Annotated in this window: 13 protein-coding genes; 10 read left to right on the forward strand and 3 right to left on the reverse strand. The window is 31.2% G+C overall.

What is annotated here, in order from left to right; all coding sequences use genetic code 11:
- Positions 1 to 5 precede the first annotated feature (5 nt).
- Entirely contained in the window at positions 6 to 2,111 is a 2,106-nt protein-coding gene (locus HW276_RS03680) for a glutamine synthetase III (protein WP_147003222.1), read from the reverse strand.
- A 445-nt stretch (positions 2,112 to 2,556) separates the two neighbouring features.
- Between HW276_RS03680 and gltB the strand changes: the two genes are divergently transcribed.
- Positions 2,557 to 7,068: a glutamate synthase large subunit gene (gene gltB / locus HW276_RS03685; protein WP_178937453.1), complete on the forward strand. Its 4,512-nt coding sequence runs from the start codon at positions 2,557 to 2,559 to the stop codon at positions 7,066 to 7,068.
- A gap of 2 nt (positions 7,069 to 7,070) precedes the next feature.
- The gene (locus HW276_RS03690) at positions 7,071 to 8,519 is read left to right on the forward strand and encodes a glutamate synthase subunit beta (RefSeq protein ID WP_178937454.1); all 1,449 of its coding nucleotides are present in this window, start codon (positions 7,071 to 7,073) and stop codon (positions 8,517 to 8,519) included.
- Between the two features lie 68 nt (positions 8,520 to 8,587).
- On the opposite strand, the gene HW276_RS03695 is transcribed toward HW276_RS03690, so the two are convergent.
- Both HW276_RS03695 and HW276_RS03700 read right to left on the reverse strand, forming a co-directional pair.
- Positions 8,588 to 10,009 carry a phospholipase D-like domain-containing protein gene (locus HW276_RS03695; protein WP_178937455.1) on the reverse strand — a complete coding sequence of 474 codons (1,422 nt, stop codon included), beginning with the start codon at positions 10,007 to 10,009 and terminating at the stop codon, positions 8,588 to 8,590.
- A 39-nt stretch (positions 10,010 to 10,048) separates the two neighbouring features.
- A complete protein-coding gene (locus tag HW276_RS03700) occupies positions 10,049 to 10,792 on the reverse strand; it encodes a gamma-glutamyl-gamma-aminobutyrate hydrolase family protein (RefSeq protein WP_178937456.1) in 744 nt (247 codons plus the stop codon).
- Positions 10,793 to 11,082: 290 nt separating this feature from the next.
- On the opposite strand from HW276_RS03700, the gene HW276_RS03705 reads away from it, so the two are divergent.
- From HW276_RS03705 to HW276_RS03740, 8 genes are all read left to right on the forward strand, one after another.
- Complete coding sequence (locus HW276_RS03705) at positions 11,083 to 11,976, forward strand: LysR family transcriptional regulator (RefSeq protein ID WP_178937457.1); 894 nt, start codon at positions 11,083 to 11,085, stop codon at positions 11,974 to 11,976.
- A gap of 44 nt (positions 11,977 to 12,020) precedes the next feature.
- Complete coding sequence (gene gmhA, locus HW276_RS03710; RefSeq protein ID WP_178937458.1) at positions 12,021 to 12,605, forward strand: D-sedoheptulose 7-phosphate isomerase; 585 nt, start codon at positions 12,021 to 12,023, stop codon at positions 12,603 to 12,605.
- Positions 12,606 to 12,739: 134 nt separating this feature from the next.
- A complete protein-coding gene (locus HW276_RS03715; RefSeq protein WP_178937459.1) occupies positions 12,740 to 13,096 on the forward strand; it encodes an MliC family protein in 357 nt (118 codons plus the stop codon).
- Between the two features lie 367 nt (positions 13,097 to 13,463).
- Complete coding sequence (gene cls / locus HW276_RS03720; RefSeq protein ID WP_178937460.1) at positions 13,464 to 15,071, forward strand: cardiolipin synthase; 1,608 nt, start codon at positions 13,464 to 13,466, stop codon at positions 15,069 to 15,071.
- A 32-nt stretch (positions 15,072 to 15,103) separates the two neighbouring features.
- Positions 15,104 to 16,180 carry a tRNA pseudouridine(55) synthase TruB gene (gene truB / locus HW276_RS03725; RefSeq protein ID WP_178937461.1) on the forward strand — a complete coding sequence of 359 codons (1,077 nt, stop codon included), beginning with the start codon at positions 15,104 to 15,106 and terminating at the stop codon, positions 16,178 to 16,180.
- A gap of 32 nt (positions 16,181 to 16,212) precedes the next feature.
- Positions 16,213 to 17,796 (forward strand): hypothetical protein, encoded by a 1,584-nt coding sequence (locus tag HW276_RS03730; RefSeq protein ID WP_178937462.1) that lies wholly within the window; start codon positions 16,213 to 16,215, stop codon positions 17,794 to 17,796.
- An 80-nt stretch (positions 17,797 to 17,876) separates the two neighbouring features.
- Entirely contained in the window at positions 17,877 to 18,446 is a 570-nt protein-coding gene (ruvC, locus tag HW276_RS03735) for a crossover junction endodeoxyribonuclease RuvC (RefSeq protein WP_147003232.1), read from the forward strand.
- Positions 18,447 to 18,489: 43 nt separating this feature from the next.
- Positions 18,490 to 18,954 carry a tRNA (cytidine(34)-2'-O)-methyltransferase gene (locus HW276_RS03740; RefSeq protein ID WP_147003233.1) on the forward strand — a complete coding sequence of 155 codons (465 nt, stop codon included), beginning with the start codon at positions 18,490 to 18,492 and terminating at the stop codon, positions 18,952 to 18,954.
- Positions 18,955 to 18,972: the final 18 nt, after the last annotated feature.

Here is an 18,972-nt window from a genome sequence, read left to right on the forward strand (position 1 = left end):
TCTCATTATAATTTAAATAATAAATCAGTATATGTTGGGAATTTCCATAAGTCTTTATCAATAATTTTTTCCAAATTATCGCAAGGAACTCTCAATGCTTCAAGTCCTGATACTAACTTTTCTTTTGCTAAATCAGTTTGTTTAGGTAAATCTTCTTCGTTTGAAACTCTTGCAATTTCTTTTTCAAGTGATTTTGTTTCTTTTCTCAATGCTGTCACATTTGATAAAACATCTTTTAGCAATTCTTCCTGTTCTTTTATGAAAGCTTTTCCGTATTTTGAATTTTTTTCAATGTGGTCTGCCAATAAGTTTGCAAATTTTAGAGCTGATGGCAAGATGTTTTTGTTTACGATATCAATTAATGTTCTTGATTCAATGCTAATTTGTTTTACATATCTTTCAGCATAAGCATTGTATCTTGCTAATGATTCTTGTTCTGACAGCATTCCGATTCCATCTACTAATTCCAAAATTTCTGGCTCAACCATTTTTCTAAGTGCTGTGTTTGCAGAAACTTCGTTTGTAAGTCCTCTTCTTTTTGCTTCTTTAACCCATTCTTCGCTATATCCATTACCGTTGAAAATAATTCTGTGGTGTTTTTTGTAAGCATTTGCGATGATTTCATTTATTACTTTTGGTAAAGTTTTTTCAGTCGCTTTTTCCAATTTGTCGGCATATTCAGATAATACTTTTCCAACTGCTGCATTGATTACTGCTGCTGTTGTTGCTGGAGTTGAACTTGAACCTGGCATTCTAAATTCAAATTTGTTTCCTGTGAATGCAAAAGGTGAAGTTCTGTTTCTATCTCCTGCATCCATACTGAATGTTGGAAGTACATCAACTGACAAGTTTACTTCTGAAGCTTCTGACACAGGTGCATCTTTTTTGTTGGCAATGTTGTCTAAAATTGTTGTCAATTCTTCACCTAGGAAGATTGAGATAATTGCTGGAGGTGCTTCGTGTCCTCCTAATCTGTGGTCATTTGTAGCAGTTGCAGTTGAATATCTCAACATTGGATAATATCTGTCAACAGCTTCAATTACTGCAGATGTAAAGATTAAGAAGTTTGTATTTGTTTTAGGGTCTTTTCCTGGACTGAATAAGTTATCCCCATCATCAGTTCCAAGTGACCAGTTGTTATGTTTTCCTGAACCGTTTACCCCATCAAAAGGTTTTTCGTGAAGTAATGCAACTAATCCGTGTTTTAGTGCAGTTTTTTCAATTGTTTCCATTATAATTTGGTTTTGGTCTGAAGCCAAGTTTGCAACTGAGAATAATGGTGCAACTTCAAATTGGTTTGGTGCAACTTCATTATGTCTAGTTTTTGATGGAATTCCTAATTTCCATAATTCAACATCGACATCACTCATAAAGTTAATAACTTTATCTTTAATTTTTCCAAAGTAGTGGTCGTTCAATTCTTGACCTTTTGGTGCTGGAGCTCCAAATAATGTTCTTCCTGTAAGAAGTAAATCATCTCTTGCTTCAAACAATTCTTTTTTAACCAAGAAATATTCCTGTTCAACTCCAAGTGTGTTAAATACATGTTTTGAAGTTGTATTTCCCAATGCTCTTAATACTCTTAGCGATTGTTCGCTTATATATTTCATTGTTCTAAGTAAAGGAACTTTTTTATCCAATGCTTCTCCTGTAAATGAAATAAATGCAGTTGGAATATATAATGTAACTCCATTTTTATTTTTTCTTATAAATGGATATGAACTTGTATCCCAAATTGTGTATCCTCTTGCTTCAAATGTGCTACGAAGTCCTCCATTTGGAAATGATGAAGCATCAGGCTCACCTTTTATCAAATTGCTTCCTGAAAATTTGTAAATTAATTCTTCACTTTCAGTTGGTTCCAAGAATGAATCGTGTTTTTCAGCTGTTAAATCTGTTAGCGGTTGAAACCAGTGGCAGTAGTGAGTTGCTCCTCTTTTAGTTGCCCAGTCTTTTATTGCATTTGCAATTACTTCTGCTGCTTCTTTTGATAATTCTGTTTTTCCTAATTGCGATGCTTTAAATTCTTTGAAAACTTCTTTAGAAACTCTTTTTTTAAGGTTGCTGTCTCTAAAGACATTTTCTCCAAAACTTTTCATAGCATTTTCCATAAATTTACCTCTTTCCTATTTCCTAATTTTCTAAATTTTACATTTTTTAAAGATTGAAAATGTGGTAATAAACTACACTTTTTCAAAACTCTTCCAAAACTTTTCATAGGCTTATTATACAATGTGCAAAATTATAAGTCAAATAAAAATTTTGATAATATTTTATTTTAAAAAATCTTTTTAAGTTTAGTGTTTATCGTGTTTTTATCCATTTTTTTTAAATGGATATTTTGGTTATCAAATTTTTTTTTATGTTTGCAAAATGATTTTGTGAAATGTATAATTGGTTCATAGTATATAATAAGGTTAAAATATTTTGTTAATATTACTTATATTTCTTATATTAATATATATTTCTTAACTAATATATTAATATTCAATTATTAAATTACTTAATATAATAAAATATTTTATGAGAAAATCTAAAACATTGGAGGTACAGACTTTGGATAATAACATTCAAAATGTAAAATCACAAAAATATGAGCTTTCTAAAAATTCACTTTACGAGCCGTATTTTGAAAAAGACAACTGCGGTATGGGATTTATCGCAAATATTGACAATAAAAAAACTAATCAAGTTGTAAAAGGTGGAATAAGAATTTTAGCTGGATTGGAACACCGTGGAGCTGAAGGATATGACAGTGAAACTGGAGACGGAGCTGGACTTTTATTTGAAGTGCCACACAAATTTTTTGCAGAAATAGTTCCAAATCTTCCAGAATTTGGAGATTATGGAGTTGCTAACATATTTTTCCCAACTGTAAAAGAAGAATTTGAAAAAATAAAGGAAATTGTCGAAGAAACTGTAAAAAATTCAAAAGATGAAATCCTAACTTGGAGAGAAGTTCCTATAAAAAAAGATGCCGTTGGAGTTCAAGCACAATCTACAATGCCATCTGTCTGGCAACTTTTCATAAAAAGAGTAAATTCATCAAAAGAAGATTTTGAAAAAAATCTTTATATTTTGAGAAGAAAAATTGAAAATGCCGTAAAAAAAGCAAACTGCGACACTGAAGATAAATTTTACATAACAAAATTATCTTCAAAATCAATAGTTTATAAAGGTCTAGTAAAACCTGATCAAATCGAGAACTTCTATATCGACTTGCAATCAGACAAACTTGTAAGTTCTTATTGCCTAGTTCACCAAAGATTTAGTACGAACACTTTCCCATCTTGGAAACTTGCTCACCCATTCAGATTTTTAGCACATAATGGTGAAATTAATACTGTTAAAGGGAATGTAAACTGGATGAAAGCTAGAGAAATTGCATTAGCGTCTCCGAATTACGAAGATATTAAAGAATTATTCCCAATAAATGATGAAGAATGGTCAGATTCAGCTAATCTTGATGCAGTGATTGAGTTGCTTGTATTTTCTGGAAAAACTTTGATGGAAGCGATTTCAATTTTAGTTCCTGCGGCTTGGGAAAAGGATCATACTAAATCTGAAGATTTAAAAGCATTTTATGACTATTATTCAGGATTAATGGAAGCTTGGGATGGACCTGCAGCTATGATTATGACTGATTCCAGATATTTGGTTGCAAAACTTGATAGAAATGGACTTAGACCACTTAGATATATTTTGACTGATGATAATCAAATGCTTGTCGGTTCTGAAGTTGGAACTTTGCCAATAAAACCTGAAAATATTGTTCAAAGTGGAAGAGTTAAACCTGGAAAAGTTTTTGTAATTGATCTAGAAAAGAAAAAATTGTATAGTGATGATGAAGTTACTGAAAAAGTCTTGAACGGAACAGACTTCAAAAAATTAATTAAAGATAAGAAAAATGTAAATGATTTAATGAAAGAAGCTAATTTTGATTACAACAAAACTAGCGATTTAGATGACATTTACAACAAATTAAAATTATTTAGCTATTCAAGGGAAGATTTACACATCTTGATTTCAAGAATGGCTATAACTGGACAAGAACCACTTGGTTCAATGGGAAATGACGCAGCACTTGCTATTTTTGCCGAAAAGCCAAAATTGCTTTACAGCTACTTTAAACAATTGTTTGCACAAGTAACAAATCCTCCAATTGACCCAATTAGAGAAAATTTCGTTATGTCGCTTAGAACACAGCTTTATAGAAAAGCGAATATTTTAGAAGAAGTTCCTGAAGCTGGAGAAACTGTAGTTTTGGATTCTCCAATTATGGACAACAAAACTATGGAATTTTTGAAAAATTATGAAAGAAATGGGAAAAAACCTGCTGTTTTAGATATAACTTTCAAACCAACTGAAAACTTAGAAGAAAGACTGGATAAAATATTTAAACTTGCTGAAGATGCAATTGATAGTGGAGTAAAATCTATTATTTTATCTGACAGAAATGCTGATACTGAAAATGTGGCAATTCCAGCTTTACTTGCTGTTGCTGGACTTCATCACTACTTAATTAGAAATAAAAAAAGAAATGAAATTGATATTTTAGTGGAAACTGGGGAAGCTAGAGAAATTATGCATTTTGCATTGCTGATCGGATACGGTGCAACTGCAATAAACCCTTATTTGGCACTTGATTCAATTGAATATATGGTAAAAAATAAACTTTACTTGAATGCTGATGAATCTGAAATAAAAGATTTGCAATACAACTATTTGAAAGCTCAGAAAAAATCAATCTTGAAAACTATGTCAAAAATGGGAATTTCAACTGTTGACAGTTATAGAGGAGCACAAATTTTTGAAGCCGTTGGATTATCAACTGAATTAGTTAAAAAATATTTCACAGGAACTGTTTCTAGAATCGAAGGACTTACAATTAAAACATTGGAAGATGAAGTTCTAAATAACTTTGATGATGCAATTGATTCAATTAATCTTGGTGCTGAAACACTTTATGTGGATGGAGAATATTCTTGGATGAAGGAAGGAACAAATAGAATCTTGACTCCTGATGCGATTTCAAAAATTCAAGATGCAGCAAATAGAGATGATTATAACACTTATAAGGAATTTGCAAAAATTGTAAACGACCAAAGTCAGCATTTGCTTACAATAAGAGGAATGCTAAAATTCCATTCTGACAGAAAACCTATTTCAATTGATGAAGTTGAACCTGTTGAAGCAATTATGAGAAGATTTGTTACTGGAGCTATGTCATTCGGTTCAATTTCAAAAGAAGCTCACGAAGCGATTGCAAGAGCATTAAATACGATTGGTGGTCGTTCTAATTCTGGAGAAGGTGGAGAAAATCCTGAAAGATTTTTAGACAACAGAAGAAGTGCTACAAAACAAATTGCATCTGGAAGATTTGGAGTTACAACCGATTACTTGGTAAATGCCGATGAGTTACAAATTAAGATGGCTCAAGGTGCAAAACCTGGAGAAGGTGGACAATTACCTGGATTTAAAGTAAATAAAGAAATTGGTGCTACTCGTCATACAACACCTGGAATTAGCTTGATTTCACCACCACCACACCACGATATTTATTCAATCGAAGATTTGGCACAATTGATTTTTGACTTAAAAAATGTAAATGAAAAAGCTAGAATTAGTGTTAAATTGGTGTCTGAAGCTGGAGTTGGAGTCGTTGCTTCTGGAGTTGCTAAGGCAAAATCTGAAATGATCTTAATTTCTGGACATGACGGAGGAACTGGAGCATCACCACTATCTTCAATTAAACATGCTGGATTACCTTGGGAATTAGGACTTTCTGAAGCTCACCAAATTTTAAAGGAACATAAATTGAGAAGTAGAGTTACTCTTCAAGTTGATGGAAAATTAAAAACAGGTAGAGATTTAGTAATTGGAGCGATTTTAGGAGCTGAAGAATTTGGATTTGCAACAATGCCGCTTGTAATTTTAGGATGTATTATGATGAGAAAATGTCATACAAATATGTGTCCAGTTGGAGTTGCAACTCAATCTGAAGAACTTCGTAAGAAATTTACTGGACAATATGAAAATATTATTAGATACTTTAGATTTATCTCACAAGAAGCAAGAGAAATTATGGCTGAACTTGGAGTTACAAAACTTGATGAATTAATTGGAAAAGCTGATGAATTCTTGGAAGTTTCTAAAACTTCAAAATTAGAAAAAGTTAAAAATGTAGACTTAGGAAAAATTCTTTACACTAACAAGAATAGCGACAGTCCAAATGTAAAAACTCAAAATCAAGACTTCAAAATGGAAAATATCATCGATAGAAAATTAATTAAACTTGCTAAAGCAACTTTTGAAAGCGATAAAAATAATGTTCAAAAAACTGTAATTAATGAAAAAATTGAAAACTTTGATAGAAGTTTTGGAGCTATGTTAAGTGGAGAAGTTGCTAGAACATTTGGTGGATATAAACTTGAAGATGATACAATTACACTAAACTTGGAAGGAATCGGTGGACAAAGTTTTGGTGTGTTTGGAGCAAAAGGAATTACATATAATTTGACTGGACAATCAAACGATTATATTGGAAAAGGATTATTCGGTGCAAAAATTATTATTAAAAAACCTGAAGTTTCTAAATACGAAGCAGATGAAAATATAATTGGAGGAAATGCCATTTTATACGGTGCAATCAGAGGAGAAGCTTATTTAAACGGAGTTGCTGGAGAAAGATTCTGTGTTAGAAACTCTGGAGCGGTTGCTGTTGTAGAAGGTGTTGGAGATCACGGTTGTGAATACATGACTGGTGGACGTGCTGTTATTTTAGGAGAAACTGGTAAAAACTTCGCTGCTGGTATGAGTGGTGGAATTGCTTATGTTTATGATAAAAACAATACTTTTGAGCAAAACTTGAATAAAGAAATGGTTGAATTTGATGAACTTAACGAAGTTTATGAAAATGAAATAAAAACTTATGTGGAAAAACACTTTAATTATACAGGAAGTGTCGTTGCAAAAGAAATTTTAAACAATTGGGAAGCTGAAAAACAAAACTTTAAAGTTATTATTGCACCTGAATTTAAAAAATTATTCGAAAGAGGTGAGGCTTAGAAATGGGAAAACTAGGTGGATTTTTAGAAATTGAAAGAGAAGAAAAAAAAATTAGGGAAATTTCTGACAGAATTAAAGATTTTAATGAAATTGATGTCCCTTTAAACGATGAATATATAAAAACACAAGCGGCTAGATGTATGGACTGCGGAGTACCTTTTTGCCACTGGGCCTGTCCTGTCGACAACCACTGTCCTGAATGGCAAGATTTAGTTTACAACGGTGAATGGAAAAAGGCTTTGGACTTGCTTTTGTCAACAAATCCATTTCCTGAATTTACTGGGCGAATTTGTCCAGCACTTTGTGAAGGAAGCTGTACTTTAGGAAAAAATGATAAACCTGTAACTACTAAAAATATTGAACTTGCTCTTATTGAAAAAGGTTGGGAAAATGGATGGGTAAAACCAAAAACTCCTAAAAAAAGATTTGATAAAAAAATTGCAGTAATTGGAAGTGGACCATCTGGACTTGCTGCTGCTCAAACTTTAAATAGATACGGTTATAATGTAACAGTTTATGAAAGAGATGAAAAACCAGGTGGACTTCTTGCTTTAGGAATTCCTGATTTCAAATTGGATAAAAAAATCATCGATAGAAGAGTTAAATTAATGGAAGATGAAGGTGTTAAATTTATTTACAATGTTGAAGCTGGAAAAGATATTTCTACTGAAGAATTAGAAAGCAAATATGATATTATTGTTATGGCTTGTGGTTCTAAACAAGGTAGAGATTTAAAAATAAAAGGAAGAGAAGCTAAAGGTGTTCATTTGGCTATGGAATTCTTAACTCAACAAAATAGAAAAGTTAGCAATGTTCCTTTATATGACGAAGAAATCAATGTAAAAGGTAAACATGTGCTTGTAATTGGTGGAGGAGATACTGGTTCTGACTGTGTTGGGACTTCTGTAAGACAAGGTGCTGCGAGTGTTAAGCAAATTGAAATTATGGACAGACCATCTGAAATAAGAACAAAAAAGAATCCTTGGCCGCAATATCCATTTATTTTAAAAACTTCTACTTCTCACAAGGAAGCAACTAGCATTTATGGTGAAGACCCAAGAGAATGGAATATTACTACAAAAGAATTTATTAAAGATGAAAATGGTAAATTAACAGGTGTAAAAATTGCTAAAGTTGAAAGTTTTAAAGATGAAAATGGTAGATTAGGATTTAAAGAAATCGAAGGTTCTGAAGAAATTATAAAAGTTGATTTTGTATTTTTAGCAATCGGATTCTTGCATCCTTACTTTGAAGGATTAATTGAAAATTCAAAAGTTCAAATTGATGGAAGAGGAAATGTTAGTGCAAATGTAATCGACCACCATACTTCTCAAGAAAAATATTTCGCTGCAGGAGATGTAAGACGAGGGCAATCATTAGTAGTTTGGGCTATTAGTGAAGGTAGAAATGCTGCTAAGGCTATTCATGAACATTTGAGAAAAAATAAATAATAATATGAAAAAAATAAGCTGCACTCAAAATCTTGAATATAAACAAGATAGAAAGTGCAGTTTTTTAGTTAAAATGCTCCAATTCCATTTACTTCTAGGAATCTAAGAATCAAATCATTAGACCGTTTCTCATTCTTTTCTGTATCGTAAGAAAGCGTAAAATCTCCATCTCTATTTGTCCAAAGTCTGTCATAATAATCTGTAACTTGTTTTGAAATCTTTTGATCATAAGTAGAAATTATTTTTAATTCGTTTTCCAAATTATAATCTCTCATATTTCTTCGTGTAAAATTTGTCGATCCGCCATATGTTATCATATAGTTCTTTTTGTAAATCGTCATCATTTTCACATGATACATCTCTGCACCTTTATTATAAAATTTCACATCAATGTCATATCCGTATTTTCTAGCTAATTTCATAAGTTCCCCAGAAGCCGCCTTATTTGGAAAAGCAGCTGTCGAATTATTTAATATCAGTCTAAATTTCACTCCTCTTTTCGCCGCTTTTTTAATGTCCGTTAATATTTGTCTGTCTGATAGAAAAAATTGTGCAATAAACACTTCATCGCCAGGTTGAGCATTTTTCAATTCTCTTGTCATATCCTCGCCAGTTTGACCTTCAGTAAAATATTGCAGTTTTATCTGATTATTTTTTGAAGGTTCAATATCAAATTTTTGATACGGTAAAGTTCTATTTAAACTTCCATCTTTTTTGGTGATTTTCGCAACTGGAATCTCTGCATTGTAAAGGTCTTTTAATATTGGTGATGAAAATTTGAATGCGACATTTGAATGTCTTGAACCTTCTGCGTGTGGATTTCCAGTCGTTAGCATTGCGGTTTTTTCGTTCATTATGAGTTTTCTGTGATCCGCTTTTCCATTTAAAGCTCTTAAAATGCTTCTAACTGTGACAGGATCAGTTCCTTCATGAAGTGGATTTTTAGTCTTTCCAACATTTTTCGGATTTCCAAAAGGTTGAATAAGAAGTCTCCAAATTGCTGAATAAACTGGAATTGGATCAGGCAATTTCGCCAAATCAACAATTCCTATCTTAACTCCAGCCGCTTCCAATCTCTTATACATTTCATTGTCATAAGCTCCGTAAAATGTGTTCCCTTCATCCAAAATCAAGTAAATCTTCACATTTGGATCTTTTTTTCTCTTTTCCAGAATTTTCTGTGCAAACTCTTCAGCAATCGGCAATGGATCCAGCTTTTCCTTAACTCCTTTTCCAACATAATCGTGAAATACGAAAATATCCATCAGGAAAAAATCCTGCGCCTTATCCAAAATGTCATACGCCTGATCCCAAATTTGCCTTTCATAATGGGTTTCTCCGTCTTTCTTATATGTCAAGTCATAATAGAAGTCAACATTATCAGCATTATAAACTGGTGTTTTGACTCCAAGTCCACTCGGAAGGGATTTGCATGAAAATATTGTACTTATAATAAGAATCGACAATAAGATAAATTTTATTCTTCTCATTCAACAGCTCCTTTTTTATTTCCTTTTGAATTTAAATAATTAATCTTTCTTTCTTAAACTTACTTCATTTACAAATTTTTTAAATAGTTTTTGTGCCAGTTCATCATTAATAGCCATCATTTCTGGATGCCATTGAACTCCAATGATAAAAGTTTCATTTGAAATATTTTCAATTGCCTCGATTACATCATCTGTACTTTTTGCTATTACAGAAAATCCAGGTGCCAGCTGATTTATCGTTTGATGATGGTAACTATTTATAAATCCAATCCCTTCAGGATAAATGTCGCTTAAAAAGCAGTTTGTCGCTACGGAAATAGAATGGGTTGGAGTATGAGCCCTAGCCTTCTGGAAATGCTTTATTTTAACATTTTCATCATAGGAAAGATCCTGATAAAGCGATCCGCCACATTCGACATTAATTATCTGCATTCCACGGCAAATTCCGAAGATTGGCTTTTTATAGGTAATTGCATAACGGATAAGAAGTGAGTCAAATTTATCACGTTCAGGAAATATTTCTCCTAGTTTTTCTTTTGGTTCTTCCCCATAAAGAAGCGGAAAAACATCATTTCCCCCAGTTAAAATTATTCCATCCACACTTTTTACAAATTCCTCAATAATGTCTTCATGTTCATTCATGGGCAAAATATGTGGCGCTCCGCCAGCGTTTATCACGGCATTTATATAGGAAACATCGACATAAGTTCGTTTATATCCGGCAAATAGCCCTTTTTCCAGTCCAAGTATGTTACTTGAAATTCCAATAATAGGTTTTTTCATAGTTATCCTCCAAGTTGTAAAAATATATATAGATTTAATCATATATTTTTCTGTTAGTCAATTATTTTACAGAATTTTTTTATTTTATTTATTGAAAAAATAACGGGAGTTCTAAACTTTATAAGTAAAAATGTTCACTATTTACATATACAATATAAAAATGTTATAATATGATAAAATAATTTTAAAACTAACTTAAAAATTATAACTGATGAAATTATGTGATTTTAGCAAGTTTGATTTTAAGTATTGGGAATAATATAAAAATATACGATTGGAGAGAAATAAGTGTGGATGTACATCATTTAAAAATTTTCTTTGAGGCATGCAAGGAAAAAAGTTTTACTAAAGCTGCAAAAAATTTATTTATAAGTCAATCTGCGGTGTCAATACAAATAAAAAAACTGGAAACAAAATTGGGAATCCAGCTTATTGAAAGAAATTCTAAAAATTTTAGGCTAACTTTTGCAGGAAAAGAACTTTATCGAATGTCAAAGGATGTTTTTGATAAGATTTTACGGGTAGAAAAGGAAATGGAGAAAATCTCGCATTATGGCAAGGGGAAGATTTGCATAGGGGCGACTCATAATATTGGTGAGCCTGTATTGCCGAGGATCATGGTGGAATTTAAGAAAAATAACCCCGAAATTGAATTTGATTTGTATATTAAGAATCGGGAATCACTTGTGAGGCATTTAAAGGAAGGAACAGTTGATATTGCCCTGATGGAGGAATATTTTATTGAGGATAAGGAAATAAAAGTGATTGAAACGGAGGAATACCCATTTGTTGTTGTGGCTGGAAGAGAAATATCAGATTACAGGGAATTGAAGGGAATGCAGCTGTTAAAGCGGGATACGCTTTTGACAAGTAAATATCTTGACTTATTTGAAAAAATAATTGGATTTAATTTGGAAAACCGTATTGTCATAAACGGAAGTATTGAAACTATGAAAAATTTTATAAAAAGTGGGCTTGGTTTTGCTGTTTTGCCATATTACAGCGTTTATGAGGAAATCGAAAAGGGCGCATTGAAAGTTATTCATAATTTTGAAAAATCAGAAGATAAATTTCAAATTGCCTATATTCGTGAAAATGGAGAAAAGCCGGGAATTTCAAAATTTGTAAAATTTGTAAAAAGTTATAAAATTACACCTGCTTTATTTTCAGTAAAAAATAAATAATAATTTTTATTAAATAAATATTTTTTTTGATTTGGAGGAAAATTATGTTAAAGGAAGATATTAGAAATTCGTATTTGACTGCCTTTGAAACTATAAAGGCATTTGTAGAAAATGAGGAAAATATTGAAAAAACAGAAAAAATTTCACAGGAATTGGCATTGGCTTATAAAAATGGGAAAAAGTCACTAATTGCTGGAAATGGTGGAAGCAACTGTGATGCGATGCATTTTGCAGAGGAATTTACAGGAAGATTTAGAAAGGACAGAAGAGCGCTGCCATCAATAAGTATAAGTGATTCTTCACATATTACTTGTGTTGGGAATGACTATGGATTTGATTTTATCTTTGCAAAAGGTGTAGAGGCATTTGGGCAGGAAGGAGATTTTTTCTTTGGAATATCGACTTCGGGAAATTCTAAAAATGTGATTGAGGCTGTAAAAATGGCAAAGAAAAAAAATCTTAAAACCGTGGCATTGCTTGGAAAAGATGGTGGGAAATTAAAGGGAGAATGTGATTATGAATTTATAATTCCTGGAGAAACGTCAGATAGGATTCAGGAAGTTCATATGATAATTTTGCATATTATAATTGAAGGTGTGGAAAGAATTTTATTTCCTGAAAATTATTAAAATAATGTAATTTTACCATAATTCTATTATAAATTAATGGAAATTTATAAGGATTTTAACAGTTTAAAGTGGTATATTCTATTACAGTAAATTTAAATAAATTTACAAAATTTTGAAGAAAAGAGATGGTAAAGATGACAATATTGAAAAAATCTATGTTTGTATTATCTGTAATGACATTAATTGGTGGAATGAGCTTTGCTGCAGCAGCAAAAACAAAAAAAGCTCGAGTTGCTAAAAAAACAACTGTTAGAAAAGTTGCTTCAGAATCATACACTTGCGGTTCTGAAAAAATAACAGTTGCTTATCCAACAACAAAAACTGCAAGAGTAACAACTAAAGCTGGAAAAGTTTATAATTTAAATGTAGCAGTGTCAGCTAGTGGAGCAAGATATGTTTCTAAAAATGGAAATATTGAATTTTTTAAAGGTGGAAAAGATGCCATTTATAGAGGACCTAATGGTATTGAAAAATCTTGTACAAAAAGATAACTCTTAAAATAAAAAGTAGAATAAAGGAATTTTAATTTTAACTGAGTTTTAGAAAGTGCAGCTGGCGGATTTAGTGAGTGAAATCATTGAATTTGCTGGTTGTACTTTTTTATTTTGCTTTTTTATAAAATTCAATATTATACTATTTTCCATTAAAACAGCAGGCTGGTTATGAATTTCTTTGCAAGAGATCAAGATTTTTAGTTATCGGATAATATAATTTCCATTTTTAAATAAAGTTTAACATTATTTAGTATTAAATTTTTTTATTCATTGAAATAGAATGATTGAAAATCTTTGTTAAAAGTGATAAAATTATAGGGTATAAGTAGAAAAATAAATTCAATAATTAAGAGAGGAAATTATAATGCACGAATTGGCTATAATCATTTCAACTTGGGTAATTCCGTTTGAGAGAATACATTATTTGATAATTATTATTTTAGCTGTATCAATACTGCTGTCTGATAGATCACCAAATGCGATGCTCTCTTGGATTTTTACAATTTTTACATTTCCGCTTGGTGGGGCAATATTGTATCTCCTATTTGGAATTAACTGGAGAAAGAATAAGATAATTTCAAAGAGAATGAAGGGTGAAGAAAAAAAACTGTTTTCAAGACTTTTTAACTTTATGCAGCGGGATGTATCGGATATTTTCAGGTCACGGGACTTTTTTTATTATAATCGGCTAAAAAATATAGATGGAAATGCTGATAAAATGTCTGAATCTGAAATAAAGAAAAAAATTCAAGGTCAAATTGATACGATGATAACAAATATTGGACTTCCTGCTCAGCAAAGGGAAATTGTGAAAATGCTTTACAGGGCTGAAGGGACCTTTTTGACTAATAATGATTCCTATAAGTTGTTTTACGGCGGTAAAGAGGCTTTTGACTCTATTTTGGAGGATATTGGAAATGCGAAAAATACGATTTATATGGAATATTTTATATGGAAGGCTGATGAATTAGGAGAAAGAATAAAAAATGCACTTATAAAAAAGGCAAAGGAAGGTGTCAAGATAAAACTGCTTTTTGATGGGGTAGGGACATGGAAATTACCGAAAAAGTATAAAAGGGAGCTTAGAAATGCCGGAATTGAAATAAGATGGTTTTTGGATGTAAAATTTTTTATTTCCAAGATGAATTATAGAAATCATCGTAAAATAGCCTTAATTGACAATAAAATAGTTCATACTGGCGGAATGAATGTGGGTCAGGAATATATAGACGGCGGAAAGCGATTTGAAAGCTGGAGGGATACGAATATTAGAATTACTGGGGAAATAATAGGGCAGTATCTTGCGATTTTTGTAACAGATTGGCTAAATAGTGGAGGTAAATACAGTTTTGGTGAAGATGTAAAGGGGGAAGCGGTTCACGAATTGGAAGAGCAGAAGCCGATTGACAAACAGGAAAAGCTGGAATATTTAATGCAGGTTTCTTCAAGCGGGCCTGACACAGAGTGGACGACTTTAAAATATTTGTATTCTAAAATGATTGCAACTGCAAAAAATGAAGTTTTGATTCAAAGCCCTTATTTTGTGCCTGATACAGATTTGGTTTCCCAGCTGAAAATGGTAGCCCTTTCGGGAGTAAAAATAAAAATAATGATTACAGGAGTACCTGATAAAAAGATGCCATATTGGATTGCAGAAACTTATTTTGCAGAATTGATAGAGGCTGGAATTGAGATTTTTAGATATAAGGCAGGATTTTTGCACAGTAAAAATATAATAGTGGATGAAAAAATATCTACGATGGGAACGTGTAACTTTGATATGAGAAGTTTTGAAATAAATTATGAAGTAAATTCGGTATTTTATAGTGTAGAAATTAGTAAAGATTTAAAGACACAGTTTTTGAAAGATTTGGAAGTGTGTGAAAGATTTGATGAGGCAAGATTGAAGAAGGTGACTTTTAGAAAACGGCTGAGAAATTCTGTATTCAAGTTAATTTCACCAATAATGTAAAAAAATTATAATAATTGTGGGAAGGAAGACGAATGGAAAAAAATTTCACGAAAGATGGACTTATTCTATTGAATAAAAGTAAAGGGATAAGCTCGTTTGCGGCAATTAATGAGCTGAAGAGAAAAATAAAGGCTAAAAAAGTCGGGCATGCAGGGACGCTGGATCCAATGGCTGAAGGGCTTATGATTGTTATGGTTAATGATGCTACAAAATTTTCTGATGACCTGATGAAAAAGGAAAAGGAATATTATGTTGAAATGGAACTTGGATACAAAACTGATACTTATGATCTGGAAGGGACGGTTATTGAAAGATATGAGGCTGAAATAAATATAAGCAATGCCCAAATAATAAAAGCTGTAAATAGTTTTAAAGGAAAAATAAAGCAGATTCCGCCAATGTATTCTGCAATAAAGGTAGATGGAAAAAAACTTTATGATTTGGCTAGAAAAGGTGTAGAAGTTGAAAGAGCTGAAAGAAATGTGGAAATTTCAGAAATTAGGAAAATCAAAATCTCTAGGCCAGATAAAAATTCAAAAGTCAATGAAAATATCAAAATTTCATTTTATGCAAAAGTCAGCAGTGGAACTTATATCCGTTCTCTAGTTTACGATATTGGGGAAAAATTGGGAGTTTTTGCTACGATGACAAGGCTTGTGAGAACTAAAATTGGAAGATTTGAAATTGAAGATGCGATTGATTTGGAAAAGGCTGAAGCTGAAATTGATAAATTGAAGGAATTAGTGGAGGCTAAAAGGGAAAATGAATCGTTTTGGGCTACAAAAAGTGATGCTGTGATCAGGGCTGAAAAGATTCGGGAAATAGTGTGTTTTGTAGAAATAGAATATGTGCTTGACTATTTTGGGATAAATGTTTCCAATGAGAAATATGGAAAATTGAAAAATGGAATGACAGTTATCGACACATTTAAAAAATTTGAAAATATAAGTAAAGAAGTTAATATGAGAAAAAAAATCAAGGAAAATCAGAAATTTAAGATTTATGTGAGAAATAGAGACACAAATGAACGGGAATTTCGTGGAATTGTGAAAATTGTAAATATTAAGGGAGATAGAATTTATTTAAAGAGAGATAAATACTTTTTGTAACTTTCAGAATTGAAAAGTGGTGATAATAATATATGAAGAAGTCAAATAAATATGTATTTGATATCGAAGTTTTTCCAAATTACTTTTGTATTGTGTTAAAAAAGTTGAATGATGATAAAATATTAATTATTGATTCGGATAATTTTAACCGCCAAAAGAAACTTCTGTATGGAGTCATTTCAAAAAATGTGCTAATTTCTTATGCGGGGCACAGTTTTGATGACATTGTGATTAATGATCTTTTAAAATACAGAAATTCAAATGTAAATAGGAATAAATTAAACAGCGAAATAAAAATAATAAGAAATATGCCAAAAAATGGATATAAAAGCGAGAATCACGAATTTAATTCGTATGATCTGGCTTATGAATATAACTTGAATCTTGGGGTAAAAGGGTTTGAGTTTAATTGTGGAGATAATATTGAAGAGCAGGATTTTGCCAACTTTAATTATGTAATTAAAAAAAATATATATGATAAAACTGTTGACAAGGTAATTGACTACTGCCTTCAGGATGTTTTAGCAACTGAAAAAATGTATAATTTTATAATTTCAGAAGAAAGTAACTGGGATGAAAAGGAAAATCTGTTAAATATACTTACAAATGGCAATTACAGCAACAATATGAAACTTAAGGGAAAGATAAAATACTTAAATTATAGTAATGACAAACTTGTGACTATGCTTCTTAAACAAAATTCTGATAACACCAGCCAGGCTAAAATAAATTATTCAAAAAGAATAAAAATGGATGATTATGATAATTATCTTCAGAAAAAAGTGTATAAATTGTCAATAAAAAAAGATCATCTGTATAAATGGCTTCTTGAAAACAAAATTTTTCTTGAAAAAGATAGAAGCATAGTAAACAAAATACCAAGGGATCTGCTTTTAAAGTCATCATTTGTAAAGGATGTTTTAAACAGATACAGAATAAGTATTGTGAAAAGAATAAAAAGAGTCTTTGCAAGGGAAGGCATTGAAATGGTTGGGGCATCAGAAAATGATATTTTTATAACAAATGTAACCGATGAACTTTTAAGTAAAATAAGAAATAAAATAAATCATCAGTATCAGGATATTTTCTCAATAGAAGATATTGATAAATTTTTGAAAAATAAATGTTCAATTTTATATAAAATAGGTGACAAAGTCAGAGGAATTAATGAATATCATTACAGCAAGCTAATTATGCCAAGAAATCATAGATGGATTTCAGAAATTTTAAAATTATATTTTTGGGAAAAAAAGGAAATAGGAACGGCGGTAAGAGAAGTTTTTTCAGAAAATCCTGACATATTTTTTATGTATGCTTCTGTTTATGAAGATATTTATGCCTGTGATGAAAATGGAAAAATGAAATTTGAAAGCAGTGAAGTGCTGGATAAATTTAGGAAATATCGGCTATATTTTTCAAGAACAGGATTATATAAGGCTGTTATCCGTAAAGATGAAAAATATTATGAAAAATATGGTTTTGGAGATATTAACGACAACTTGTATAAAGTGAGGAATGTTGAAACAAGCGTAAGCGAATTTGAAAATTATGAGGATATTGACTTGGAAAGTTATATTGACTATATTCAAAATTATATAGAAAAATATTTTGGATAGCATATACGGATACCTTGCATACAGTCTTTAGGTGTGATATAATAAAAAAATAAGGAAGTAGAGGAAAAATAAAAGAAAATATGAGAATTTTAGGGATAGATCCTGGAACAGCGATAGTGGGATATGCTATTGTAGATTATGAAAATGGCAAGTATAATCCGCTTGACTATGGCTGTATTTTTACAGATAAGGATGAAGATATGCCAATCAGGCTGGAAAAAATTTATGATGGGCTGGAAAACATTATAAAGTTATGGAAGCCAGCAGATATGGCTATTGAAGACTTATTTTTCTTTAAGAATCAAAAAACAGTAATAAAAGTAGGACAGGCTCGTGGAGTAATAACTTTAGCAGGGCAAAAAAATAAGCTAAATCTATACAGTTACACTCCGCTTCAAGTAAAAATGGGAATTGCAAGTTATGGAAGAGCTGATAAAAAGCAAATTCAGGAAATGGTAAAGTTAATACTAAAGTTAGATGAGATTCCAAAGCCTGATGATGCTGCAGATGCCCTTGCCATCGCAATTACTCACATAAATTCTAAAATAGGATTTGGCGGTTTTGACAGGGGAGATAATATTACAAAAAAATTGAGTAAAATTACTTCCAATCGAATAAAACTGGAAGATTACAAAAAATTAATAAAATAAGATTGTATATTAAAAATTTAGATAGAAAGAATGGTAGATAAAAATGAACATAGTTCTATTAAATCCAGAAATACATGTAAACACAGGAAATATCGGAAGAACCTGTGTTTTAACAAATACAAGGCTGCATTTAATAAAACCTCTAGGTTTTGAACTGGATGACAAGAAAATAAGACGTGCAGGGCTAGATTACTGGAAAAACGTACAGCTTTTTGTATGGGAAAACTTGGAACACTTTTGGAAGGAAAATATTGAAAATAACGAAAATGCAAAAATTTATTTTGCAACGACAAAAACGGATCAAAGATATACAGATGTAAAATTTAATCATGATGACTATATAATGTTTGGGCCTGAATCTCGTGGAATTCCTGAAGAAATATTGAATAAATATAAGGAAAATAATATTACGATTCCAATGCTGCCGCTTGGAAGATCGCTGAATTTGTCAAATGCGGTGGCAATTGTGCTGTTTGAGGCTTTAAGACAAAATAATTTTGAATATTAGTAAAGTTAAATAGCGTAG

This window comes from Leptotrichia sp. oral taxon 417 (assembly GCF_013394865.1).
GTDB classification, from domain to species: domain Bacteria; phylum Fusobacteriota; class Fusobacteriia; order Fusobacteriales; family Leptotrichiaceae; genus Leptotrichia; species Leptotrichia wadei_A.